The sequence below is a fragment of the Paenibacillus sp. J22FR21 genome (assembly GCF_056269135.1).
On the sequence record NZ_JBWDNJ010000005.1, the window covers coordinates 332605 to 356084 of the forward strand.

Below are 23480 nucleotides of genomic sequence, written 5' to 3' on the forward strand. Positions count from 1 at the left end.
ACTGATACGACATTTTATGTCGTAACAGCTATTTTATACTTAATCCTGTATTCACTTCAGCTTTCGAAAGAGGGTCATTACCAATGGCAAAAACGAAACGCGGGCGTGCACTGTGGAGCCTTCCATCTCGCGGCCGCGGCACTTGTCCGGTCTGCAGCAGAACACGTACCAAACTGCTCTATCCTCGGGCTAAAACAGACGGATCTACGGTCAAAGTATGTAAACGATGCATCCACTCTCCGCAGGATTCCGTAGATCGCATTACCGGTTAGACAGCTGCCCGTTCTCCATCAGGGGGGCGGGCGCCTATTTCGGACTCAAACTTTGCTTGTCAGTCGAAGGCTTCGGATGATGTAATACATACAGATGCATCATGCGAACGTTTGATTAAAGGAGGGTACGACTTGAGCAACATGCACCGAATCAGGTGGTTCGATAGTCAGATCAGAGAAGGCAAGTACCCGAGCAGCACGCAGCTGGCTCAGCAATTCGAAATCTCGAAGCGCCAGGCGCAGCGCGATATCGAGTATTTGACCTACTCGCTCTCAGCCCCCTTGCTTTATGTCGCTAAATACCGCGGATATTGCTACGAGAATAAAACATACGCGCTTCCCTTGCTCTATATGACCGACGAGGAGAAGAAGGTGTTAAAATATTTAGCCTACCGCTACCGACAGTACAATTATGATAATGCGGCATCGGTCAACCGTGTCGCGCATTTGCTTGAACGCTTCTCGGAAGAGGAGACCGAAGAGCTGGAGCAGCGACTGCCCATCTTTGAAACGAATCCGCAGCTCATTCACATCTTTGAGCGGCTTTCTTATGCGATTTCGCAGCATTTGGTCGTAAGGATCACCTATCGGGATGAATCGGGGCTGCTGCAGTTATCCATACGCCCGCTCAAGCTGATGAGTCAATACAACAGCGATTATGTCATTGCCTATTGCGAAGAAGCTGACAAGCAGCGCTTATTGAGGCTGGATGGCATCAGCAGTGTGGATGTGACGACTGCGAGGTTCGAGCCCATGGATGCAGAGTCGCTGGAATGGGGCGCAGGCGGTACTTCTGCGGGATCACCGCAGCGCAAGCCTTACACCGCCCAAGTAAAGCTGGCTCAGCCAATCGCCTCGGATTCTTGGCACGGGTATCGGATACGAACCTCTACGCCTGAACAGGCCTTATACACCGTTGAATTTCATGAAATTGAATCATTCCTCCATCATTTGATGGTGTCCGCTTGGGAGGCGCTGCTCGCACCAAGGTGGCTTCGAGAACAGCTCGATGCTCTGTGCAGACGTACGCTGGAACGATTAGGAGAAGGAGGCGCAGCGAAAACATGACACGTGTATTGCTGGAAACTATCAACATGAAACGGCAATCCAAGTCGTACATCGACAGCCTGCATGCGATATTATCGGCAGCGAGGTTGTTCGAAGGCCCTAAATATATGCTTGCCGGCCTCACCGGAATGGCCTTCAAATTTACGGTCCATGAGCGGCTGCTGCCATTCTCGGTATCCGCATATGGACAATGGGGCGACGAGCATTCCCCGGCTATTCGCAATCTAGGTCTCTATACCGTTTGGGATGCAGGTCGCACTCGCCACCCCACCTTCGCTTATTATCAGCAGGATGCTGTCAAATGGATCAAACAATCGCTTGATGATGGGCTTGGGGTCATCTACTGGATTCCGGAGTTTGGCGTCATCTGCGGTTACGATGATGAGGATGCCGTATTCTATATCCAAGACGGACACTCCTCCGACTATACAATCGTGCTATACGATAATCTCGGCTTAAACTTCACCGGCTTCTGGTACTGTCAGATTTTCGGTGAGCGGCTTGAGCCTCCGATTCCGGATATGGTGCTGGAATCGCTTCGGCTCGCCATTCACGACTGGGATACCCCTTATAAGACCTTACCGAATACCGATATCGCTTCCGGTAAATTCGCTTACACCTTCTTGCGGAATGGACTGCAAAGCGGAGATTACGATGAAGGCGGCGCCGTCTATATCATGGATGACTATATGTACACGCGCGAAGAAATCGCCTCTTATCTGCGTGATGTCTCGGGGGAGTTTAGCGGGCTGGAGGAGGCTTCCGCCGCTTACGAGGCGTTACTCCTGCTGGTTCCCGGCATGAAGTCCTGCATCATGGAGAATGGCATCAAAGGCAGACATATTGATCCTTTGAGCCGTGATGTCTTATGCGATCTGCTGCATCAAGCTGAGGAGCTTGAGGAGCGTGCAATTACAGTATTCCGAGCCATCTCCGAGCGCTATCCGGATTTGAGCCGTTCAACGATTCGCAGGTGGGGCGTTGCCACGCCGCGCTAATTAAGGGAGGAGGTGTCGCCGCACATGACGCCGACAAGACAACTTGCACATTTACAGCTCACTAGGCAGTCGCTTTCCTATATGGATGCGATGCACGCTGTACTCGTCCATCAAGGTTTTTTTGCACAATCCAAGTCGATGCTGGCAGGAATGACCTCGATGGGATTTCGGTTTACGGTCCATCGCAGGCTGGCCGCTCCATCCACTTCCGCTTACAACTGGCTCGCGGAGCATTTTCTCGCTGCCGATTTCATTGGCATGACCAGCTCCCAGCACGCGGGCTTCAACTTTGACCATGCCTTCCCTCTCTATCAGAAGCATACACTCCGGGCTATTAAAGAGAGCATTAACCGCGGCGCAGGTGTGATCTTCTGGAAGGATGCCTTCGTCATCGCCGCCGGGTACGATGATGATGCCCAGGTTCTGCTGTATGCCGATGGATCAGAAGCAGACGGGGAGCTTAGTCGGCTGCCTTATGCGGATTTCGGTCGCAGCGGTCACTCCCCTTACTGGTACTATCAACTCATCGAAAATCACATCGCGCTCGATTCGCATGAGGTGTACCGGGAGTCGCTCATGCAAGCGATACACTACTGGGAGTCGCATGATGCCCTGCTTCCGGCAAGCGAATACGCCTGCGGTGAGCAGGCTTACCTCGCGCTGATCGAAGTGCTGGGGCATGGTGAATACGACTCGGCCGAAGCAGTGGCGGTGATCCGCACGTATGCCGCAGCCAAGCAAGATATCGCTGCGTATACGGACGCGCTCGGACTTATCTGGCCCGGCTGTCAGCCGATCGCCGCTTGTTATGTTAAGGTGAGTGAAATTTTCGGGCAGCTGTCGGAGACGTTGGCAGGTACAATCGACGGGGATGATGGCGGCGTGAACGGGGATGAAGCTCGTGCTGATGGTGAGGTAGGCGGTGATGTTATTAATGCTGATGCTGGCGGTGGCGCCAGCCCCGGTGCAGACGCCGCCTTACATGCGAACCGTCTAGTCTCTCTGCTTCGGGAAGCACGAGACCACGAACAAGAAGCGATAACGCTCATCAAGCAGTTCATGCGGGAAACGGTCCATAACCGATTTCATGACATTGCTCTGCGGTAATTGGAACTTGTTTCTTATTTTGGTTGTATCCAGGAATCGCGGGGCACAATAGGAGTGATTTGTGACATGTATACTCCAAGCAAAGGTGGGCCTAAGCAATGCGTAACCGGGAGCAGTACCAAGACAGAGAAGCATACAACGAAACCTCTAACACGGCGGCAGGCATCAATACGCCGTTAGACCATCAAGACACCAGTCCTCTGGACATGATCAGCCATGCCATTGAAGAAATCGTCGACAAAGTCCAGCATGCCTTCGATGGCGCGGATAATGACGATGAGCAGCGTTATTCCAGTCATTCAGACGGACATTCGTTCTAACCTGAGATTTGGCAAGCTGCTGCTGCAGGTGCAGTTGCAGTTGCAGTTGCAGTTGCAGTTGCAGTTGCAGTTGCAGTTGCAGTTGGCAGATTGTTGAAATGCTGCATTTTCTGCAACATTTCTTTGGGAAAAGAGCCTTCGCCGAGGAAATGTTGCTGTTAATGCAACAATCTCTGCTCCAATTGCGAATCAGCGGCCATTCCTCGAGCAAATGTTGCCTACTATGCAACAACTGGTCACATCCACACCTCTCAGTGGGGTAAATGCTGCATTTGCTGCAACATTTCTAACGGCGGCAGCCCCTATTGGAACGCTCACTCAACATGCCAGACAAATAGACAAAGGGGCATCCGCCAACCAAACGGATGCCCCTCTATTGTTTACAACGGCAGTACGCGTACCGCAGCTTGTTTGCCACTCAGCTGAATGCCCGTTTCCTTCTTCCCGCTTCCGGAAAGGTCCTTTAACAGCTGCTCAAGCAGCTCCTTCGCCTTGGGTCCTTCCTTCCCTTGAACGCGGACAACAAGATCAACAGCGTTGCCGGAAGCGAGCAGCTTCTCGCACTGGCGCAGCTTCGTGTCGTAATCATGCTCTTCGATATGCGGCGTCAGGCGGATTTCCTTCGCTTTAAGCGGCTGATCCTTCTTCCGCTCTTCACGTTTCGCCGCAGCCGCTGATTCCTTGGCTGCGCCGCGGCTAATCAGCGTGCAAGGCGGAGGGCTGCTCATCAGCGATGTGCAGACCAAATCAACCTTATACTCTCTTGCAAGCGCCAGCGCCTCCTCACGAGAGACAACGCCCAGCGACTCGCCGTTTAACCCCGTTAACAGAACCTCGGATGCTTTAATTTGCTCATTTACGATCATAACCGATGACCATTCCTCTCTATCAGAACTAGATAGTACAAATTCTGTTCTATTGAATAATCACTATATGTTTCAAACCAGTAACTAACTCTTCAACAAATAATCACACCGCTCTGATGAGCGTGTGCTTATTGACATGCCAACGCTAACGGTTGTGACAGTGGTTATTTAGCCTAAAAAAGCCCTATGTATTTTCTAACGGTTGCCAGCGAGCTTATTTGCACGTTTTCCACTAGGAATCGACCCATTTGCTGCCAATAACGTCTGTCACAACCGTTAGCGTTTCAAACAGGCTAATTTACATGAAATAGCCACTCTGACAACCGTTACACCTATTATTCATGGTTTATAGACAATAAAATTGGCTGTCGAGATGACTTTCTCGGGCAGCCTGAACACCCTATACAGGTGTTCCCCGTTAAACATAGTATTATTCAAGATCAGGCTTCCTCAACCGACAATGTCGCCTTCTCCTCACTGCGGAACGTCCAGTAATAATTCAGGACAAAGTTAAACAGAGGGATGACAACCGTGACCAGCAGCTGGCCGACGGTATAGCGGAAGTGCAATGCCTCAACCGAGACATACATGATGCCGGTATTTAACATTAATCCGCTTACGGACACGACCGTATACTTGACGATCGAGCGTAATCCGGTAGTCCGGGCGGAGGAGAACGTCCAAGTTCGATTCAAATAATAAGATACTACTAATACCGCAATAAAGCCGATTGCCGATGCCAGCGCCGGATGGAGTTGAAAACGTTCGACCAATGCAATAAGCAGCATAAAGTGAAGCGCCGTTCCGATAACGCCGACAACACCATACTTGATCATGATCTTAAGTTTCATGTTTCCTCAATGCTCGCGGCCACTTCCGCACGATAGTCTAACGACTCTTTCGAGGAGGCCGCTCCATATGCTGCTTCACGGATGAAATAGCGAGGCCTTCCCTTGACTTCCATATAGATCGACGCCATGTACTCTCCTATTATACCAAGCGAGATTAAGATGAGACTACCCGTAAAGAGAAGGAGCAGAATAACGGTCGTAAATCCGCTTACGGCGGTACCCGTGAAATAACGAACCAACGTTTGAATACCCAAGAGGGCGGAACCGATCAAGAAAATAACACCGAATAAGTTTACGATTCGCAGCGGGATGGAGGAGAAAGCAACGATTGCTTGCACTCCAAGTTTAATGAGGCTAAATAGGCTCCACTGGCTGTTGCCCCCGACCCGCTCCGGCACCTCGAAAGGAATTTGCGCGCGTTCGAAACCGACCCATGCGGTCATCCCTCGGAAGAACGTGTTTCGTTCGGGCATCAGCCTCCACGCATCTACGATCCTGCGATCCAATAGTTTAAAATCGGAGGCGCCGCGCAGGTCGAGTCCGGATAATCGATTCAATAAACGGTAAAAGATAGAGGCGCCAAGCGCTTTGTCGAATCGTTCTTTGCCGCGATTTACTTTGACGCACTCCACGATTTGTTTGCCCTCATGCCTCCAAAGATGGATCATCTGGGCTAGCAGGCTCGGGGGATGCTGCATGTCAGAGTCCATAATAATGACGGCTCTTCCTCTCGCTTGATCCAAGCCGGCACAAAGCGCGTATTCTTTGCCAAAGTTGCGGCTTAGCCGGTAGGAGTACAACTCGGGCAATTGCTGACTAAGCGCCGACAGCTCGTGCCAAGTCCCGTCCCGGGAGCCATCATCAATGACGATGATTTCGAATGAGGATGTCGTTTTCTGCAATTGTTCCGTTACGGTTCGGAGCGAATCGGCAATATGAACCGCTTCGTTATAGACGGGGATCACGACTGAGATTTCAATGTTCTTCAATTGGTTGTTCCCCCTTTACCACCTTGTATAATCGCCATTCATAACGTTGCATCGGATCTTCAAAACTTTTGTAGAACGTGGCAAACTCGCTGCCATGCTCGAATAAATTCGGATAGGTTTTATTAATCGTACTATACACGGGCAACCGAGGAATTAAGATATAATCGACCCCATTTCCCTTCGGATCCGTAACGGCATCTCGAAAATCATAATCGCTCGTAATCATGAACCGTTTCGGATATTTGCTGTTCACGATGATCATGAACGATGCGGCGCTGTCGGTTAGGATCGTATCGTTCTTCAGGTTCTCGTCCAGCCATTTGGCTACCGAACGATCCAATTGAATGCTCTTGATATGCCTGCCCTGCTTATACGTGAGGAACGTATTCTCATCCGGCGCAATGAGCGGATTCGTCAAGGCATAGGTGAGCAGCCCTACCGTCACGACAAGGCTGGTCAGCACAACGGCGCAATTCCGGAAGTTGATCTTCACTTTGCTTAATTCATAAGGCAACCAGGCTACCGTTATCGGATACACGTACATGAAGTAACGGAACCAGGCAAAGGAAGAAGAGTTTAGCAGCAGCAAAAACTGCAAAGCAGGGATCGAGCAAAAGACGAGAACAAGAACCACGATGTCCCACTTGAAGAGTCGCTTGTTCATCAATCTAAGTAAGATTACACCAATAAGCGGGGCAGAGAACCACGCTGTTTTCTTGATGCAGAGCCATAGCGCTAGGATTGGGCTATTGAATATTTTCTCGAAGTTAGCGTCTGCCTTGAGTGAATCGGATTGCGCGACATTCGAATATTCCGAGTTCAAGAAATAGAGCGGATTGTGCATGATCGTATAGTTAAAGAAAATCCAAATGAGTCCCGAGAATACGGCTGGAAGCAGCAGGAGAATCCACGTCGCTTCGATATGATGATACTTCTGCTTATATCGAAGTTTCCTCGATTCCTCCGGATGGGCATGACCGAAAATAAACCAGATGACCACGAATACCGCGCACGCCATCGCGAACCCGACCGGTACCGCTTCATATCTCGTCCAGAATGCGAGCGCTAAAGCAAAACCCGCTTTCACCAACCCGGTCGAGTCCCGCCGCTCCATCCAATCCGTAAACTGAATCATGGCATACAGCAGGAACAATAAATAAGGAGAATCGCTTAAGCCATTGACGCCGAATAAGAAGATAAACGGGTTCAGGGAATACAGGATCACGATGCTCAGCGTTAACCAACGTGGCAAACCGAACCGAATTCCCGTCTTGTAGATCAACATGGCAGCGAGTCCCGAGAAGATGCTGCTGACAACGACGGCAGCAAGCGCGTGAGACGCAAGAGCCGGAAACAAGGGATAGAGCAGCAGAACGACAAGATCCAACAAGCTTGGCAGCGGCGTCCAGACGAAGCCGATCGCGCCAAGATGGGGATCCCGACTATAGAGAACATAGAAAGCATTAGCGACCCGACTGACAGAATCGGAATGCATGTACCCCTGCGTATAGCTGATATAGAATCCTACCGCGAACGCGGTCAGGCTTATGAATACGAACAACATCCAAGCTAGCAGCTTGTCCGACTTACTTTGCTGATGCGGAGGAGATTGACTAATCATTATCCTTTGCGAGCCTCCATTAATAAGGTAAGCAGCGACTATGCACCGATCTTCTCACTTGCGCTCGCAGGTGCGTGTCCATGCGTGGTTTTCTCCCAATAGAAGGGGTTCGTAATAAGCTGAATGCCCGCTTTGACGGCTGCTATACTAATTAGAATCCAATAGATCGGCGTAAGCAGCGTGTATTTGATGTTGCCAAACGAGAATACCGATTTGTTCTTGTTGTGCAGCTGTTCGGTAATGCGATAGACGCCCATCGTGTTGCTGTAAACGAACAGGAAGTTCCCGCAGAATAGCTCAATTGCGGCCAGGTAATAAATCGGACCCGGGAAGAACAACGAAATCGCGTCTACTTTACCCAAGTACCACACCACAAGCATCAGCCAGAAAATAGGATTCAATAACGGAAGCAGCGGTGTCGCCAAGATCATGACTTGGAATCCGATGAATCCTTTCGTACCGATTTCTCTCCATAACTTGATCGGGTTTCGCATATGAACAAGCCAGGTTTGCATATAGCCCTTAATCCATCTGGAGCGTTGACGAATCCAGTTGCCTAAACGGCTGTTGGCTTCTTCCCACGTGTGGGAATCAACGATAGCCGTCTTATAGCCTTCCTTGTACAGCCGTACTCCCAAATCCGCGTCCTCGGTAACGTTGTACGGATCCCAAGCATTTAACTTCTTAAGTACACTCATCTTAAAATGATTCGAGGTTCCACCAAGCGGAATCGGAATGTCCAATTGCATAACGCCCGGCAGCAATAATTCGAACCACATGCTGTATTCATGGGTAAACCATCTGGTCAAAATGTTCTGTTCACTGTTGAAATAGTTCAGCTTCGCCTGAATACAGCAGCAGTTCTCGGACTCTTGCTGGAAAGCCAGATGGACTTTCTTGAGCTGGTCGGGATCGGGTCGATCTTCCGCATCGTAGATGACTACATATTCTCCGTATGCCCGAATCAGTCCGTAGTTGCAGGCCTTCGGTTTGGTTTTGGGAAGGCTGTGCGGCACGACAAGAACCGTATAATAAGCCGGTAAATTCATCGCTTTAAGCATGTCCTGCGCTTCCGTATCGTCTTCCTCGATCAGAAGCCTCACGTCGAGCTTGGATTTCGGATAATCCAAGCCCTCTATATTGTTCAGCAATTGCGGGATAACGGCGCTCTCCTTGTACATCGGAACTAATATCGTATAGACGGGAAGCGTTCGTTCATCGATCTCAGCGATCTGCTGCGGAGTAAAGCGAAGCTGAGAGGACTCCTTCATGCCGAATAAGATAATGGTGTATTTGAAGACGGACATCCCGATATAAGCAATCTGAATGATGATATTCGCAATGATCAGCGTCCAAAGCCAATTCCATACCAACCCGCCGACCAGAATCGCCGCGGCAAGTCCGATCATCAACCATTGAGATAACATAATCGTAATATGGGCTGAATTCTCGGGCTGCGCGAGCATAAGCTTCGTGGTGCTTTCATCCATAAGCTCCTGCTCGTAAGCCGCCTTGTAGAAAAACTCCATTTCTTCGCGGGTAGCCAGCACTTGCTCAACCGCTTGTCCGAGATGCTGTTCGAGCTCGGCTAACTGTTCTGCCGTCAGAATCGAACCTACGGCTACTAACAGACGTTTCTTATCGCTATTTATAATAATGGCGTTATAGGCTCTGGCCGTCGCCTCGGGAAGCTTCAACTCTTGCTCGATGGAAAACTCGCTCCCGATGCGCCCTACTTGGTTCTGCGTCGCGATGGCTCTGTACAGCCGATCCGGCTCAATAAACCGCAAAGACAACAGAATATCGCCCAGAACACCGCCGCTTTTCTGCTGGAAAGCAAGAGCCTCGCGCAACTGCTCCTGCGTAATTTCACCAGTCTGCACGAGCATCTCCCCGAGACGCCCTTTGGAAGCGACCTTCTTGGTTGCCCATTGAATAAGCTCGCGATCAAGATGGAATAACTCCGCAATAATATCGCCGATCCGACCACCGAATTTAGCTTGGTAGTCTACGGCTTCCTTTAATTCGGCTTCTGTAATTAAGCCTTCCTTCAGGAGGGCATCCCCAATCCTTATCACCTGCATGCTTGCGGTCATCCTCCTTTCCTTGCCTACTTCCGTTCTTCCCAATCGTATTCGCAGCGACGTATATCGGAATCGCTTATAGGGTCTCCGATTTGAACCTCGATGAGGTTAATGGGATCTATCGCTTTGATCGCATGTTTGGTACCGGAAGGAATGTGGATCACATCTCCGGCCTTCGCATGGAATCTCCGTTCGTTTACCAGAACCTCCGCCGTCCCGCTGATGAACGTCCATATTTCATCCCGGAACTCGTGATCATGATAAGGAATCGCTTTGCCTGCCCAAATATGAACGCGTTTCGTCACGACCTGGCGGCTCGCGGACGGATTCTCCTCGTCGATGATGCGATACCAGCCATATTCGGTTTCTTCGTACATGGGGCGTGTCGTAATGGACTGTACGAGATCCTTCAGCCTTGGACTGGCTTCCCGGTCAATGACCAGGATTCCGTCCGGACTTGCGGCAACGATTGCGTCCGTTATCCCCATCACGACGACCGGAATTTGCAGCTCGTTAATAATGTAGGTGTTTACGCTATCGTCACTGATGATGCCTTTCCCATTGAGATGACGGGGCATCGTTTCGGTCCACTCATCCCATGTCCCCAAGTCGTTCCATCGCCCGGCATACGGATACACGAGAATGCTGCGTTCCCGTTCTACAACCTGATAATCGAAGCTAATGGAGGGCAGGCTAGCATAGTGAAGCTGAAGACGCTCGTAATCGATCGGCCACGATCCCTCCTGAAGCAAATCCAACATATACTGCAACCGGAAAGCAAATACGCCGCAATTCCAAAGCGCTCCTTGATTAATTAAAGCGGAAGCCTCTTCGATGGATGGTTTTTCTACAAATCTATCAATCTGAAGCAGCTTGGATTGTTCGTGCACAGCGCCAGCGAGAATATAACCGAATTTCTCGGAGGGATGCGTTGGTTTTAACCCCATTAATCCAAGATTACCCACTGTATCGTTAAATTGAATAGCTAATTGCTTAATGGAGGAGAAGAAGCTGTCATCCGCATCAACATCGACAGGCATCACGACAACGACTTCGTCGGCATTGACCTTTAATTCGCTGCTAAGAAAGCTGGATGCCAAGCAAATAGCAGGGAATGTATCCTTTCGGCTAGGCTCAAGAACAAGCGGGACCTCGTTCCCGATTTGAGCTTGTATGATTTCCTGTTGATCTTTACTGGCAGCTATGACTGAATATGCCGCAAGGCCATGTTCCTCCAGCTTCGCCCAAACACGCTGTATCATCGAGGTTTGAACATCTTCCGAGGGATCCTGGGCAGCCATGACCCGCATAAATTGTTTCGAGCGGTAATCATTAGACAGGGGCCACAATCTTTTCCCTGACCCCCCGGATAAAAGGATGATTCGCATATTGTTCTCCTCTATCGTTAAAAAATCGAATGAAATTATAGGACTTAAGTAACACAACTTTTACATACACACTACTACTATAATCGTAGATACCCGAAAATCATTCATTTAGTTTCTTCCAGTTTCTATTTAAATTATGGGAGGAATGTTATTTATTTTACGTAAAGGAAGAAGTACGTAAACTAAGTTTGCACATACGAAATAGCCTCAAAGTCAAAAACATTGATTTCGGGGCTATCTCGCTTGCATTGCATTACACTATTTACCACTAAATTTCAGCACTGAATTCCAATTCCATTGTTCATAGTAATTAGTACCGATATCGATGTTCGCGATCCATTGCACCGCCTTGTTCTCACCTTGACCGAGAGGTGCAACGAGTACATTGGCCATGCTCCGATTCGATCTCACCCAGGCAAGCCCATCTGCTCCAAGCGATACCGGGCCATAATCCCCGTATCCGCCTGCGCTCTTCGTGATTCGTTTCTGCTGTCCCCCATCCAAACTCACGCTCGCCAGATACGGGTAAGGTCGATTTCCCGAGCTGCCTGCTCCTTCGCTCGCCTTTGCCCGTGATACGACGATATTCACCGGACTCCGCCAAGCGAAATCTTGATCGACAAAGCCTGCCGGCGTCAGGTCATTCCTCGGCTGAATATCCGGAACGCCTGTCACGCGCAGCTGTTTATTAGACGTCGCTTCTCTGCCAATCCCACCGATATAAGCCAGCTCGTCGCGTTGCAGTGACCATTGTATCCAACCGGCATGGTTCACCATCTGATCAACCGGCTTGAATACGGAGCCGTCGGCCGCCAGCACGCATAACGTGTTGCTGTCTGCTGAGAGGGAAGCCGTCGGAATCGCGAGGAACGCCATCCATTTGCCGTTTACCGACCACTTGAACACGCTTGTTCCAACGACAGGCAATTCATTCAGCTGCGAAGGCAGCACGTACAGCTGCTTCGCTTGAACGGAGCCTGCCCCAGTCATATCCGGCTGCATCGCAAGCTGCATGATGCGAACAGGCGTCTGACCGTTAAATGTCCCTTGCGTCGAAACCACGAAGCCGGCACCGTCCGGCAGCCAGCCATAATTGCTGATATTTCCAATCGCCGAGCTCACCTCCACCGGCTTCGTCGCTTCCTGCGTGTCAACAACATAGAGCCGCTGCTCCTCATCGAAAGCGAGCAGCAGTCGATTCGGCGACCATTTATAATTGCGGCCGCCGTTCACGGCAACCAGATGTTTCGCTCCTGTCGATACATCCAGCATCCATAGCTCATTGGATTGTTCCCCGGCTGCATAGGCAAGCCATTGTCCGTCGTTAGACCACTTCGGCGAAAGGACGTGCTCCGCTTGCGTGAGCTGTTTCTCATCGCCGCCCACCTTCACCCACAGAGCACCGCCACGCACAAACGCAGCCGTTAGAGGTTTCTTCTGTTCTTGCGCCGACGGCGCTGGTGCCTGCATTTGCTCCTGCACCTGTGCCTGCATCTGCTCCTGTGCCTGCATCTGCTCCTGTGCCTCTACCTGCGATGGCTCCTGCTTGGTCTCCGCCGCCCGCACGATCGTCCCATTCATCCCGATTAGTGAAGCACCAATAACAATTGTGAACAGAGCAGCGAGCAGCCGGCTCCCGGTATGTGTCATTCGACTCTTTTTCATATACCCTCCATCTATTCCTTCGTGTTCCGAAGTAGTATGGGCGGTTTTCCCAATTAATATGAGCGGCTACTCCCCTACATAAAGAGAAAAGCTGCCGAACATCGCAATTCTGCGACACCCGGCAGCTATTCCAGCTTACTTCTTCTCTTGTACGATACGCTCAATCAGCGGCAGCATCCAATCATTCAGCTCGCGGAACTCGTAGCCGGCTGCTTCAGCTTTGGCCGTATCCATGTACCACGGCTCCGGCACGCCAAACGGCGAGCTGTGCTGCTCATCGGTTTCAATCGCCACGTAGGCTTGCTTCCCCGTCGCCTTCTCAATCCATGCCACAATGCCGCCCGGCGAAATCTCCCCGCGTGAGCAGGCATTGAACGGACCGGTCTCCGCGTTGCGACCCAGCCAGTCCAGGAACGCTGCCGCTTCATCCGCATCGATGAAGGACATCACCGCATCGGCATTCGGAATGCCCAGCGGCAGCTCTTGCTGCACATGCTCCACATGGAAGTGCAGCCGCCTTGTGTAATCATCGTCTCCGAGCACAATGGGGAAACGGACTGCCGCAACGGGGAACGGAGCCTTTTGGAAGAAAACCGCTTCTACTAATCGCTTGCCTTCTCCATAGTTGATTTCCGCCGGATAAGGCTGCGGAATGGGGTACGTCACCGCATCAAAGAACGACTCCGACTTACGCGGCTCCCCGAATGGATACACGCTTAGCGTCGAGGTCACGATATATTTGCCCGTGCGGCCGGCGAACAGCTTAACCGCCTCTTCGGCCTCTTTCGGGTTATAGCAGATGTTATCGTAAACGACGTCATAACGACCCTCGCCGATCGCGGACTCCAGCGCCTCCGCATCCGTCCGATCTACCTGCAAATGCTGCACGCGATCGCCGAATGGATGCTCCTGTGCTCCCCTGGTTACGATCGTCACCCGATCTCCCGCTTCCAACAGACGTTCCACCAGCTTCTTGCCAAAAAAACGCGTACCGCCCAACACCAGCACATGACGCATATCTTCCACTCCTTCTATTGCCGTATGTTTCTATCTTGCCATATTTGGCAGTTCCTTCGCAAAAGCCGCCCTCTCAAACAAAAAAACCACCCGCTCTTGACGAACGGATGGCTGCATGCTCATTAATGATGCGGTTTTAACTCAATTACCTTGACAGCCTCCGTGATCTCGCGCAATACATCGGACTGCTGCTGCGGGTTCAAATAATGAGCTTTAATATAAGCCTCACCCTGTTGAGAAGAAGTGTAATGAGTGGGAAGATGGTTAAGTGTTAAGAGCAGAATATCCAGCTTGCATCGGTCACAGCCGCACTTGAGGATACCCGTCTTGACATAATGCTCCTCCATTACAGCCGCCACAATAGGTTCCATGACATTCAATACAGGCAAACTCCCGGAATAATTCATGCGCACGCTCCCATGCAAGTCTTTGAAGTCCATTATACTGGATTTCGTTTCCTAGCACAGCGGCACTTTGGACCTATAGCCAGCTGCCTATATAGCCTTGTTGATTACAGCCTCACTTATGCCTGTTTGCTCCAAGACAGCCAACTGCTCCAAGAGCATGATTCCGCTAAGCTGCGTACTCAGCGTAACGCGTTCCACGGGCTTCGAGCTCCAGTCCGTATTGAACACGCAGCGGCTCTCATCTCGGCCATGCTCCCAGAGCGATGCAGCGTTGTACATCAGCAGTGGCAAGGCGGCACTAAAAGATGAAGGAACTTCCTGCGCAAGCTCGCCTAAGTAGCGTACGAGAATGCCTTTGAACAACCCGCCATCTCCATCTTGCTCATCCGGAAGAAGCCCGCTGCTCGGATGAATCAGTTCCTTCTCAGAAGCAATCGCAGTACGCATCGCATCCTCTAGGTAAGCTTGCTCTCCCGTGATCCGGAACAGCTCCACGGCTGCGCCGATAAACACGCCTTGGCAGTACGTAAACTTCCATTCCTTATCGATCGCACCGTCGCCTTCCCGATTCATCCCATCCCACACGAAGCCGTTGTCCGGGTTTACGAGCTTGTGCTTCAGCCAGCCGTAAATCTTCTCAGCCCACTGCAGATCCTCCGCGCGTCCGAATTGCTTAAACAAGCGTGCCGCAAGGATTGCCGCAGGCCCATTCGCAGGCGTATTCTTGTAATCGAGCTGCGACTTCTGCCAGGCGATTCCGCCGCCCATATGGTCGTTCCAGCCGGTCTGAATATCCTCCCATAGCAGCAGTGCCGCCGCTTTGTACTTCTCCGCACCAAGCGCCTTATACGCGCGAAGCCATGCGATCGCCATCCACTCCATGTCGTCGTACAGCTCATTGGGGAATGCACCGCCATTGCGCGTCAGCAGCCCCTCATAGATTTCCTCGAGCAGCAGCGCATACTTCGCATCCTTCGTCCGCTCATAGCCGTCTACCAGCGCATCGACCGCATGCGCCATCCACCAATAATGAAAGATTGTATTACAAGCCCCATCGGGGCAAGGAATTTCAATATCGAACAACCGAATAGCAGGGTTCCAAAATAATTCTGACAGCGCCTGCTGCGCCTCTTCCGCACGACTATCCCATGTCATGGCCATCACTCTCCCGCTAATCCGAAGTTATTGTCTCTCTATCTGCGCCGCCTGCTCGAGCAGCATGACCGCACTCAACTGTGTACTGAGCTGAACGACCGTGTCCGGCGTTTGAGCCCAGGAGTTGCTGAACAGTGCGTTGTCTTTCCCTTTGCCGTATTCCCATAAGCTGTCTGCATTCGTGAGCAGCATGTCGCTGAGTTCCTTCTTCGAAGGGTCCAGCTTGATTAGTTCACCGATGTATCGGACGAGCACGCCTTTGAATAACCCGCCATCCCCATCGCCCTCAGAGGGCAGCATCCCGGTTGCCGGAGACAAGAAGTCCTGCTTCAAATTAGCTGCCGTCTGACGCGCATCGTCTAAGTACGACTTCTCCTTCGTCACGCGATACAACTCAACCCCTGCGCCAATATAGACACCTTGGCCGTAAGTGAATTTCCAATCCTTATCCACGGCGCCGTCGCCTTGACGGTTAATGCCATCCCAGACCAGCCCTGTTGCCGGATCAACAAGCGTCTGCTTCTGCCAGTCGTACAATTTCTTCGCCCAAGCCAGATCAGCCGCATCTTGCGTATGTTCGTATATACGTGCCGCCAATATGACTGCAGGTGCATTCGCCGGCGTGTTCTTATAATCCAGCTGCTCCTTGCGCCAAGCAATCCCGCCGCCCATTTCATCATTCCAGCCGGTCTGAATTTCCTGCCACAGTGCGAGCGCTGCCTGTTTGTATCGTTCGTCCTCTGTCGCATCGAAGGCTCGCAGCCAAGCGAGTGCCATCCATTCCATGTCGTCATAATAATCGTTAACGAATACTCCGGCATTGCGATCAAGAATACCCTGGTACAGCTTGCCCAGCTGCTCCGCATATTTCTTGTCCTCCGTCCGTTCATATCCATCCACCAGAACATCCACGGCATGCGCAAGCCACCAATAGTTAAACGGATCCGAGCATAGCTGTGCGATGCATGGGGCCGCATTATTGAACAAGCCCCGTTTCTCATCCCAGAAGGATTCCTCCAGCTCTTGCTGAGCTAAGTCAGCCCGCTCGCTCCATACGGAAGCAGAGCTGCCTCCCGCTCCCGTCAAAGCGGTTCCTGCTCCGAGCCGCCACGCTATCGCCAGGCCGACAATGACAAGGATCGCTGCTGTGATGATAAGGAGTGCGCTAGGTTTCATACGATTCATTCGGTTCACTCCCCTAACCTTTAACGCCGCTAAAGGCAATCCCTTGGACAAAATATTTCTGCAGCAGCAAGAACAGCACCAGAATCGGCAGCACGGCAATGAGCGCACCGGCCATCATCGGCCCGAAATCGGTCTGATGGTTGTAAGAGAACGCTTGAAGCCCCATCTGCACCGTCGCTTTCTCCGGATCATTCAGAATGATCATCGGCCATAAGAAGCTGTTCCAGCCGGCTTGGAAGGTGAAGATCGACAGCGTCGCGAGCGCCGGCTTCGTCAGCGGCAGATAGATGTTCCAGAAGATGCGGAACTCTTTGCAGCCTTCGATCCGCGCCATCTCCATCATGTCCGAAGGCAAGGTAAGGAAGAACTGCCGCATGAAGAATACCGCAAACGACCCCGAAGCGCCCGGCAAAATAATGCCCCAAAACGAGTTCAGAAACCCGTTGCCGCCTCCTCCGAGCAGGTCATTGCCGCCCATGAGCGGAAAATGCTTCAGCACGTAGAAGCTTGGAATCATGGTGACAATGCCCGGAATCATCATCGCTGCCAGCAATACTCGGAAGAGCGGCTTGCTTAGCTTGAAGTTCAGCTTCGCAAAGGCGTATCCGCTGATGGAGCCGAAGAACAAGTTGGCCAGCACTCCGGCAGCGGCCAGAAGAAACGAATTCCAGAAATACAATCCGAACGGAACGGTCGTAAACGCGCTCCTGTAATGTTCCAGCGTAAGCGTGGATGGAATCCACTTGATCGGCATGGAGAAGATCTCGTCGCTCGGTTTAAACGAGGTGATGAGACTCCAGAAAAATGGCAGAAACATCATGACAGAGATCGTAATGGTCACGATGTAGAACAACACCGTCCCTACCGCTTTGCGAACGGAATAGGAGTTGAATGTGCCCGTCCCATGATTCGGGGCGAGGCGATTGATTACTTGCTGCTGCGCCATACGTGCGCCCCTCCTTACACGATCGACTCTTCGGATTTGTTAACACGCATATTGATGAACGAGAAGATAAGAATGGCGATTGCCAGAATGAAGGCTTGCGCGGAGGCATAGCCCATTTGCAATTGGTTAAAGCCCTGCTGATAGATCAGGTAAACCGGTGTCTTGGTCACGTTGCCCGGACCGCCTTGCGTAAGCACGAAAGCTTGATCGAACAGCTGCAGCGCCCCGATGATGGACATGGTGCTGACGAGGAACGTGGTCGGACGCAGCTGAGGCCATGTGATATAGCGGAAGCGGTCAAACGCCGTTGCGCCGTCCAGCTTCGCCGATTCATACAAGTAATCCGGCACGCCTTGCAGACCCGCGATATAGATGACCATATTGGAGCCGACGCTCTGCCACAGCGTAACCATGATGATCGAGAACATCGCCGTCTCAGTCTGCGCCAGCCAAGCCGGTCCAAGGATGCCGAAGTAGCTGAGAATATTGTTAATGAGGCCGAACTCCGGGTGGAGCAGCCAGATCCAGACCGTAGCCGCAGCCACTGCGGACGTTAAGGTTGGCAAATAGTTCATCGTACGGAACAGCTTCACGCCAAGCCGTTTGAAGTTCAGAAGCAGCGCGAGCAGCAAGGAAATCATAATATTTAAGGGGATAAAAATAACGGCGTAATAACACACGTTCTTGAACGTCTGCCAGAACAGCACATCGTCCACAAGACGCTTATAATTGTCGATGCCGACAAAGTCCATCCGGCTGACAACGTCATAGTTCGTAAAGCTCAAATAAAGGGCCATTACGACCGGAATGACCGTAAATGCCAGAAACAACAGCATCGTGGGGGTAATGAAGAGGTAAGCCGTTCTCGCCTGATGCCGATTTAATTTGCCTATGGAAGCCATGATTGCCGGTTCCTCCTTCCGCTTGCAGCGCTTAATGACAGCTTAAGGTACAGAGAAGGGAGGTATCTCCCCTCCCTTCTCGTATGACCTATAGGCGTGCTTATTTTACAACAGCATTATCCGTTAGCAGTTGGTCACCGCGCTGCTGTGCTTTCTTGAGCGTATCCTCGAGACTTTGCTTCGATTGCTGGAACAGCTGCAGGTTCGGTGTCAGTGCATCGCCTTCCATGACCGAGTAGCCTGGGTGTGTCGGACGAATCTTCGCGAATTCAAGCGTATCCAGGAACGGCTTCCAGAACGGATCGTCCTTGAAGAACGGATCTTCGAGCGCCGGCTTGAAGCCCGGAATGTTCAAACTTGTTTTGGCCCACAGCAGTGCGTTGTCTTTGTTTGCCGTCCACCATTTAATGAATTCCCATGCTTCTGCTTGATGCTTCGAGCCCTCCGGAATGACAAGGCCGAAACCGCCCATTACGCTGCCTTTGTCCCCATTCGGTCCTGTCGGCGGAGGCGCGATACCGAAGTCGAGGTCTTTGCCGTATTTCTTATACGTGCTCAGCATCCATGGACCTGTATATTGCATCGCCAGCTTGCCTGTTACAAATGCGTCTGTCCCTTCGCCAAGACCTTGCTCGAAGCCGACTTTATATACTTTATCCGTGTTTAGCAGGCGATCCCAATATTGCAGAACGGCTTTGCCTTGATCGTTATTGAAGTTTGTTTTCGTACCGTCTTCGCTCAGCATCTGTCCGCCTGCTTGCTGCAGGTACATGTTGAACAATCCGTTGTCGCCAAGGGAGAAGCCCGCTACTTCCAGCTTATTGCCGTTCCACTTGGTTGTTTTAATCGCAGCCTGCTCCAGCTCATCCCATGTGGTCGGCGGTTGGTTGATTCCCGCATCGGTAAGCAGCTTCTTGTTATAGAAGAGTGCGCGTGCATCTACAGTGAGCGGCAGTCCGTATAATTTATCTTGGTAGGAGAGCTCATTCAGTGCTTCACCGTAGAAATCATCCTTGCTAAGGCCATCCTTCGCCATAAACTCATCAACCGGGTGAAGGACGTTCTTCGGTGCATATAGGGAGGTTCTCCATCTGTCCCAGAACAGAATATCCGGTGATCCGCCAGAAGTGGCTGCCGTGAGGAATTTCGTAATCATATCTTGCTGCAGGACGTACTTGACGCGAATCTTGTCTTGCGCTTTGTTGAAGGCATCTACCATGGTTTCAAACTGCTTCTGACCTTCGCCGCCCCAATCGCCCCAAAATGTAAGTTCAACCGGTTCCGAAGATGTAGAATTCGAGCTGTTGTTAATCGATGCGTTGTTATTGGCTGTCTTATTGTCGTTGCCATTGCTTCCGCATCCGGTTGCCGCCACGACAACTACCGCTGCAAGTGCTGTTAAAGAGATCCACTTTTTCACTATAACTGCCTCCCTTTATGTATTTGTTATTGCTTCCCGCAGGCCTCTGCGCTCGAAACCGCGGTTGGTATTCCGTTTGTTAACCGCTTACATTTTTCATTATATTGGCATGTAACTAGTATGTCAATATAAATATGTATAACATTTAATTAATATTGTTATACTATATAATTTAGTTGATATATTAATAGAGAAATCCACAACCCGCGAGACTCTCATGTCCTCCTATGCCCGTTTCCGGGTCATGAGCGGTTCCTGGTACCTCTCTTACTCTCAAAACCGTCGCTTTCAGGCCATGAGCGGTACCCAGTACCTCTCTCTTGTAACAAAACAAGTCCATGAACGGCACTGCCGCTCATGGACTTGCTCTCTTCATGATGAAGCTGGTATATTATCTGGCTCGCATCGGGCCTGTCGAATTCCCCAGAATTAGCGTGGCCTCCAGCAATGTTCGGTTAGGAGTCGTGTGGCCCTCGCGCAGCTTAAGCACATTCTCGTAGGCGGTTTTCCCCATTCCGAACTGATTCTGCTGCAGATGGGTCAGCGGGAAGCCGCCGTTGATCTCAGGGCTGTCGAAGCAAATGACCGAGATATCGCCGGGGACGGACAGTCCCATCTCACTGGCAGCACGAAGCGCTAGTTGTGCGATGTTATACTCGGTTGCGAAGATCGCCGTAATTTGCGGGTATTCGCGCAGGCGAGCAATGATTTTCTCAATATCCCGAATGCGGTTCTCTTCTGCGTTGCCCTGCGGCAGCGCCGACGTAATATCATCGATCCACAGCTCGCGGTCAACCATAATGCCCTTCTCCGCATGCGCTTGAATGAAGCCTTCAATGCGATCCTCAATTGCCGTCGTATCCCTCGGCGGAGGCGTCAGGAACGCAATGGATTTGTGGCCGAGCTCGAAGAGATAATTCGTGCCTGTGATGGCTGCCTTCACGTTATCGGTGCTGATCGAGCCGGCAGAGATCCCTTTCAAATGACGATCTATGAGCACGAACGGAAACTTCATAATAGCAAGCTTCAGTATCTCCGCATTGAAATATTCCCCTTGCGCCGGGAAAATAATAAGCCCGTCTACGCCAAGCTCCAGCAAGCCTTGAATGGCTTCTTCTTCATAGGAAGGGATACCGAAGGAACGGCGCAGCACCAAGTAGCTGTCATTCTCGCGGGATGCTTCTTCCATTCCATAGATAAGCCCCGTTCCGTAGCTGTCTGCAAAGTCTGTAATAACAAGCCCGATAAGCAGCTTGCCCCCCGCATTGCGCGGCGCCTGCTGTTGATGGGAAGCGCCAATTGCCGGCTTAACGGCCGCCTTCTCCTGCGCCTCCGCTACGAAGGAGCCGCGCCCGGGCTGGCGAATAATATAGCCTTCGTTAGCCAGCAGCTCCAGCGCCTTCTTGCTTGTGATGCGGCTGACGCCGTGTTCATCGCCAAGCTCCTTCTCCGAAGGCACCCGGTCGCCAACCTCGTACTTCCGTTCTATAATTTGATCGCGAAGTGCTTCGAATATCTTTTCGTACATAGGTTTGGATGCAGACTCGTTAGACATAGTTGAACCTCCATGAGATCGCAATTGCTCCACCGTCTCAGCTGACGGCTCGTTCCGAGCTTATTTTATACCAATATATCATGATATATGCGATTTGCCAAGATGAATTGATATATCGGCCTTGCGGAAATGTGAGCAGACACAAAGAACTCCCTGCCAGTAGACGACGCTCTACTTAACAGGGAGACTGTTTATCTATTATCTATGCGATCGATTAGGTTGCAGCAACCACTAATTCTTGTTTGAGGAAAGCGATAAACCGTTTGGATTCTTCCAGCGACAATTGTTGACCACACTGCGTGAATTGAAATTTCTCTGCGATTTCATTGTCTGACAGATGAAGTTGATTAACAAGTGACTGTACTTCCTTACTGATTGGTGTCATCTAATCCTCTCCCTCTATTAATACCTAACCCCATCATAGCAGTAGAGTTTCAGATAACTATTAGATTTGTATAAGCCAATTATTAGATTCGGAAAAGCGCTTACAAAATAACACTTGCAAAAAATGGATGGCCCATGATATAACGAAATCAAGAAATCTAAACGTTTAGATAACTGAACGTGAAGGGTGGATCGGAGGTCCTGCCAATGACCAAAATCGGCATTAAAGAAATTGCCGCGATGGCTGATGTATCCACGGCCACCGTATCTTACGTACTCAACGGCACCCGGAACGTCAAGCTGAAGACTCGTGAGCGCGTATTGAAGGTGATTGAGGAGCTGAACTATAAGCCCAATGATATCGCCAAGAGCCTCAAGATTAAACGCACGAACACCATCGGCGTCATCGCTGAGGATGTGACCGTATTCAATGTGCCGGAAATCATCGATGGCATTAACGATTTTGCCGACCAGCATGACATGCATATCTTGCTAACGAATCTACGGCTTCACAAGCGAATCGGACGTAACTTTGAGCACACCGAGAACTACCGTAAATATGCGGTCAACGCGGTTTCCGAGCTGCTCAGCAAGCAGGTCGAAGGCATTATTTATATCGGCGTGCACCCCCGCGAGCTAACGGGACTGATTGACACCGCAGGCAAACCCATCGTATACACCTACTGTTACACGCAGAATGATCTCTCCATCCAATACAACGACGAGCTAGCCTCCTATGAAGCCATGTGCCACTTAATCAAGAAAGGCCATACCCGAGTTGCCATCATCAGTGGCATAATGAACTCCCTTCCGTCGCAGCGCCGATTTAACGGTTATTACAAAGCCATCACCGAACACCAGCTTCCATTTGATCCTCAATTAGTCAAGATGGGCGACTGGGAAGCGGAATCCGGCTATCGACTAACCCAAGAACTGCTTGCCCTGTCTGATCGACCAACTGCCATTCTCTCCATGAACGACGTCATGGCTGTCGGCGTATTGCGGGCCGCTTCCGAGGCAGACGTACATATTCCCAGAGACTTGTCCGTTGTCGGCTTCGACAATCGTGAATTCAGCAGCTACCTTATCCCTCGTATTACCACTATGGATCTTCCACTTCACGAAATGGGCTTTCAAGCCATGGACTCGCTCACACGTATTATCCGCGGAGAAGTTCTCGATCTGAACCCGCTGCCTTCATGCACACTCATCGAACGGGATTCCGTAGCTCCGCCAAAAGGGTGACGCTCCCCCTTTCCCTGCTTCTGAGAAGTAACTCG

Annotated in this window: 23 protein-coding genes; 6 read left to right on the top strand and 17 right to left on the bottom strand. The window is 51.1% G+C overall.

Annotated elements, in window-relative coordinates; translation table 11 throughout:
* Positions 1 to 83: 83 nt before the first annotated feature.
* The 5 genes from AC0YNS_RS19970 to AC0YNS_RS19990 all read left to right on the top strand — a co-directional run bounded on the left by AC0YNS_RS19970 (position 84) and on the right by AC0YNS_RS19990 (position 3765).
* Entirely contained in the window at positions 84 to 272 is a 189-nt protein-coding gene (locus AC0YNS_RS19970; RefSeq protein ID WP_475782732.1) for a hypothetical protein, read from the top strand.
* A gap of 141 nt (positions 273 to 413) precedes the next feature.
* The gene (locus AC0YNS_RS19975) at positions 414 to 1340 is read left to right on the top strand and encodes a helix-turn-helix transcriptional regulator (RefSeq protein ID WP_475782930.1); all 927 of its coding nucleotides are present in this window, start codon (positions 414 to 416) and stop codon (positions 1338 to 1340) included.
* Positions 1337 to 2338: a hypothetical protein gene (locus AC0YNS_RS19980; RefSeq protein ID WP_475782733.1), complete on the top strand. Its 1002-nt coding sequence runs from the start codon at positions 1337 to 1339 to the stop codon at positions 2336 to 2338. Before AC0YNS_RS19975 ends, AC0YNS_RS19980 begins: the two co-directional genes overlap by 4 nt.
* 24 nt (positions 2339 to 2362) lie before the next feature.
* On the top strand, positions 2363 to 3445 hold the full coding sequence (locus tag AC0YNS_RS19985) for a hypothetical protein (RefSeq protein ID WP_475782734.1): 1083 nt from the start codon (positions 2363 to 2365) through the stop codon (positions 3443 to 3445).
* 98 nt (positions 3446 to 3543) lie between these two features.
* On the top strand, positions 3544 to 3765 hold the full coding sequence (locus tag AC0YNS_RS19990) for a hypothetical protein (RefSeq protein WP_475782735.1): 222 nt from the start codon (positions 3544 to 3546) through the stop codon (positions 3763 to 3765).
* Here AC0YNS_RS19990 and AC0YNS_RS19995 read toward each other — a convergent pair.
* From AC0YNS_RS19995 to AC0YNS_RS20075, 17 genes are all read right to left on the bottom strand, one after another.
* Positions 3762 to 3884, bottom strand: coding sequence for a hypothetical protein (locus AC0YNS_RS19995; RefSeq protein WP_475782736.1), 123 nt, complete (start codon positions 3882 to 3884; stop codon positions 3762 to 3764). The genes AC0YNS_RS19990 and AC0YNS_RS19995 overlap by 4 nt on opposite strands.
* 261 nt (positions 3885 to 4145) lie before the next feature.
* Positions 4146 to 4631 (bottom strand): translation initiation factor IF-3, encoded by a 486-nt coding sequence (gene infC, locus AC0YNS_RS20000; protein ID WP_090978498.1) that lies wholly within the window; start codon positions 4629 to 4631, stop codon positions 4146 to 4148.
* Positions 4632 to 5071: 440 nt separating this feature from the next.
* A complete protein-coding gene (locus tag AC0YNS_RS20005) occupies positions 5072 to 5482 on the bottom strand; it encodes a GtrA family protein (protein ID WP_475782737.1) in 411 nt (136 codons plus the stop codon).
* Positions 5479 to 6471 carry a glycosyltransferase family 2 protein gene (locus AC0YNS_RS20010; protein ID WP_475782738.1) on the bottom strand — a complete coding sequence of 331 codons (993 nt, stop codon included), beginning with the start codon at positions 6469 to 6471 and terminating at the stop codon, positions 5479 to 5481. Before AC0YNS_RS20010 ends, AC0YNS_RS20005 begins: the two co-directional genes overlap by 4 nt.
* A complete protein-coding gene (locus AC0YNS_RS20015; protein WP_475782739.1) occupies positions 6458 to 8092 on the bottom strand; it encodes an ArnT family glycosyltransferase in 1635 nt (544 codons plus the stop codon). The genes AC0YNS_RS20010 and AC0YNS_RS20015 overlap by 14 nt, the downstream gene beginning before the upstream one ends.
* Before the next feature lie 38 nt (positions 8093 to 8130).
* The gene (locus AC0YNS_RS20020) at positions 8131 to 10176 is read right to left on the bottom strand and encodes a glycosyltransferase family 2 protein (protein WP_475782740.1); all 2046 of its coding nucleotides are present in this window, start codon (positions 10174 to 10176) and stop codon (positions 8131 to 8133) included.
* Between the two features lie 26 nt (positions 10177 to 10202).
* Positions 10203 to 11564, bottom strand: coding sequence for a sugar phosphate nucleotidyltransferase (locus AC0YNS_RS20025; RefSeq protein ID WP_475782741.1), 1362 nt, complete (start codon positions 11562 to 11564; stop codon positions 10203 to 10205).
* Between the two features lie 258 nt (positions 11565 to 11822).
* The gene (locus AC0YNS_RS20030; protein WP_475782742.1) at positions 11823 to 13229 is read right to left on the bottom strand and encodes a hypothetical protein; all 1407 of its coding nucleotides are present in this window, start codon (positions 13227 to 13229) and stop codon (positions 11823 to 11825) included.
* A 135-nt stretch (positions 13230 to 13364) separates the two neighbouring features.
* Entirely contained in the window at positions 13365 to 14246 is an 882-nt protein-coding gene (locus tag AC0YNS_RS20035; protein WP_475782743.1) for an NAD-dependent epimerase/dehydratase family protein, read from the bottom strand.
* Between the two features lie 122 nt (positions 14247 to 14368).
* On the bottom strand, positions 14369 to 14653 hold the full coding sequence (locus AC0YNS_RS20040) for a late competence development ComFB family protein (protein ID WP_475782744.1): 285 nt from the start codon (positions 14651 to 14653) through the stop codon (positions 14369 to 14371).
* Between the two features lie 87 nt (positions 14654 to 14740).
* A complete protein-coding gene (locus AC0YNS_RS20045) occupies positions 14741 to 15808 on the bottom strand; it encodes a glycoside hydrolase family 76 protein (RefSeq protein ID WP_475782745.1) in 1068 nt (355 codons plus the stop codon).
* Positions 15809 to 15835: 27 nt separating this feature from the next.
* Positions 15836 to 16993 (bottom strand): glycoside hydrolase family 76 protein, encoded by a 1158-nt coding sequence (locus AC0YNS_RS20050; RefSeq protein ID WP_475782746.1) that lies wholly within the window; start codon positions 16991 to 16993, stop codon positions 15836 to 15838.
* Between the two features lie 13 nt (positions 16994 to 17006).
* On the bottom strand, positions 17007 to 17939 hold the full coding sequence (locus tag AC0YNS_RS20055; RefSeq protein WP_475782747.1) for a carbohydrate ABC transporter permease: 933 nt from the start codon (positions 17937 to 17939) through the stop codon (positions 17007 to 17009).
* A 14-nt stretch (positions 17940 to 17953) separates the two neighbouring features.
* Positions 17954 to 18841 (bottom strand): carbohydrate ABC transporter permease, encoded by an 888-nt coding sequence (locus AC0YNS_RS20060; protein ID WP_475782748.1) that lies wholly within the window; start codon positions 18839 to 18841, stop codon positions 17954 to 17956.
* 100 nt (positions 18842 to 18941) lie between these two features.
* Entirely contained in the window at positions 18942 to 20261 is a 1320-nt protein-coding gene (locus AC0YNS_RS20065; RefSeq protein ID WP_475782749.1) for an ABC transporter substrate-binding protein, read from the bottom strand.
* A 391-nt stretch (positions 20262 to 20652) separates the two neighbouring features.
* Positions 20653 to 21816, bottom strand: a complete 1164-nt coding sequence (locus AC0YNS_RS20070; protein WP_475782750.1) for a GntR family transcriptional regulator — start codon at positions 21814 to 21816, stop codon at positions 20653 to 20655.
* A gap of 214 nt (positions 21817 to 22030) precedes the next feature.
* A complete protein-coding gene (locus AC0YNS_RS20075) occupies positions 22031 to 22201 on the bottom strand; it encodes a hypothetical protein (RefSeq protein ID WP_475782751.1) in 171 nt (56 codons plus the stop codon).
* A 206-nt stretch (positions 22202 to 22407) separates the two neighbouring features.
* Here AC0YNS_RS20075 and AC0YNS_RS20080 point away from each other — a divergent pair, with 206 nt between their 5' ends.
* On the top strand, positions 22408 to 23445 hold the full coding sequence (locus tag AC0YNS_RS20080) for a LacI family DNA-binding transcriptional regulator (RefSeq protein WP_475782752.1): 1038 nt from the start codon (positions 22408 to 22410) through the stop codon (positions 23443 to 23445).
* Positions 23446 to 23480: the final 35 nt, after the last annotated feature.

What these genes read in the sequence shown, in the direction of transcription:
- AC0YNS_RS19970 (WP_475782732.1), top strand. Translation starts at nt 84, where the DNA reads ATGGCAAAAACGAAACGCGGGCGTGCACTGTGGAGCCTTCCATCTCGC.
- AC0YNS_RS19975 (WP_475782930.1), top strand. Translation starts at nt 414, where the DNA reads ATGCACCGAATCAGGTGGTTCGATAGTCAGATCAGAGAAGGCAAGTAC.
- AC0YNS_RS19980 (WP_475782733.1), top strand. Translation starts at nt 1,337, where the DNA reads ATGACACGTGTATTGCTGGAAACTATCAACATGAAACGGCAATCCAAG.
- AC0YNS_RS19985 (WP_475782734.1), top strand. Translation starts at nt 2,363, where the DNA reads ATGACGCCGACAAGACAACTTGCACATTTACAGCTCACTAGGCAGTCG.
- AC0YNS_RS19990 (WP_475782735.1), top strand. Translation starts at nt 3,544, where the DNA reads ATGCGTAACCGGGAGCAGTACCAAGACAGAGAAGCATACAACGAAACC.
- AC0YNS_RS19995 (WP_475782736.1), bottom strand. Translation starts at nt 3,884, where the DNA reads ATGTTGCAGAAAATGCAGCATTTCAACAATCTGCCAACTGCAACTGCA.
- infC (WP_090978498.1), bottom strand. Translation starts at nt 4,631, where the DNA reads ATGATCGTAAATGAGCAAATTAAAGCATCCGAGGTTCTGTTAACGGGG.
- AC0YNS_RS20005 (WP_475782737.1), bottom strand. Translation starts at nt 5,482, where the DNA reads ATGAAACTTAAGATCATGATCAAGTATGGTGTTGTCGGCGTTATCGGA.
- AC0YNS_RS20015 (WP_475782739.1), bottom strand. Translation starts at nt 8,092, where the DNA reads ATGATTAGTCAATCTCCTCCGCATCAGCAAAGTAAGTCGGACAAGCTG.
- AC0YNS_RS20020 (WP_475782740.1), bottom strand. Translation starts at nt 10,176, where the DNA reads ATGCAGGTGATAAGGATTGGGGATGCCCTCCTGAAGGAAGGCTTAATT.
- AC0YNS_RS20025 (WP_475782741.1), bottom strand. Translation starts at nt 11,564, where the DNA reads ATGCGAATCATCCTTTTATCCGGGGGGTCAGGGAAAAGATTGTGGCCC.
- AC0YNS_RS20030 (WP_475782742.1), bottom strand. Translation starts at nt 13,229, where the DNA reads ATGAAAAAGAGTCGAATGACACATACCGGGAGCCGGCTGCTCGCTGCT.
- AC0YNS_RS20035 (WP_475782743.1), bottom strand. Translation starts at nt 14,246, where the DNA reads ATGCGTCATGTGCTGGTGTTGGGCGGTACGCGTTTTTTTGGCAAGAAG.
- AC0YNS_RS20040 (WP_475782744.1), bottom strand. Translation starts at nt 14,653, where the DNA reads ATGAATTATTCCGGGAGTTTGCCTGTATTGAATGTCATGGAACCTATT.
- AC0YNS_RS20045 (WP_475782745.1), bottom strand. Translation starts at nt 15,808, where the DNA reads ATGACATGGGATAGTCGTGCGGAAGAGGCGCAGCAGGCGCTGTCAGAA.
- AC0YNS_RS20050 (WP_475782746.1), bottom strand. Translation starts at nt 16,993, where the DNA reads ATGAATCGTATGAAACCTAGCGCACTCCTTATCATCACAGCAGCGATC.
- AC0YNS_RS20055 (WP_475782747.1), bottom strand. Translation starts at nt 17,939, where the DNA reads ATGGCGCAGCAGCAAGTAATCAATCGCCTCGCCCCGAATCATGGGACG.
- AC0YNS_RS20060 (WP_475782748.1), bottom strand. Translation starts at nt 18,841, where the DNA reads ATGGCTTCCATAGGCAAATTAAATCGGCATCAGGCGAGAACGGCTTAC.
- AC0YNS_RS20070 (WP_475782750.1), bottom strand. Translation starts at nt 21,816, where the DNA reads ATGTCTAACGAGTCTGCATCCAAACCTATGTACGAAAAGATATTCGAA.
- AC0YNS_RS20075 (WP_475782751.1), bottom strand. Translation starts at nt 22,201, where the DNA reads ATGACACCAATCAGTAAGGAAGTACAGTCACTTGTTAATCAACTTCAT.
- AC0YNS_RS20080 (WP_475782752.1), top strand. Translation starts at nt 22,408, where the DNA reads ATGACCAAAATCGGCATTAAAGAAATTGCCGCGATGGCTGATGTATCC.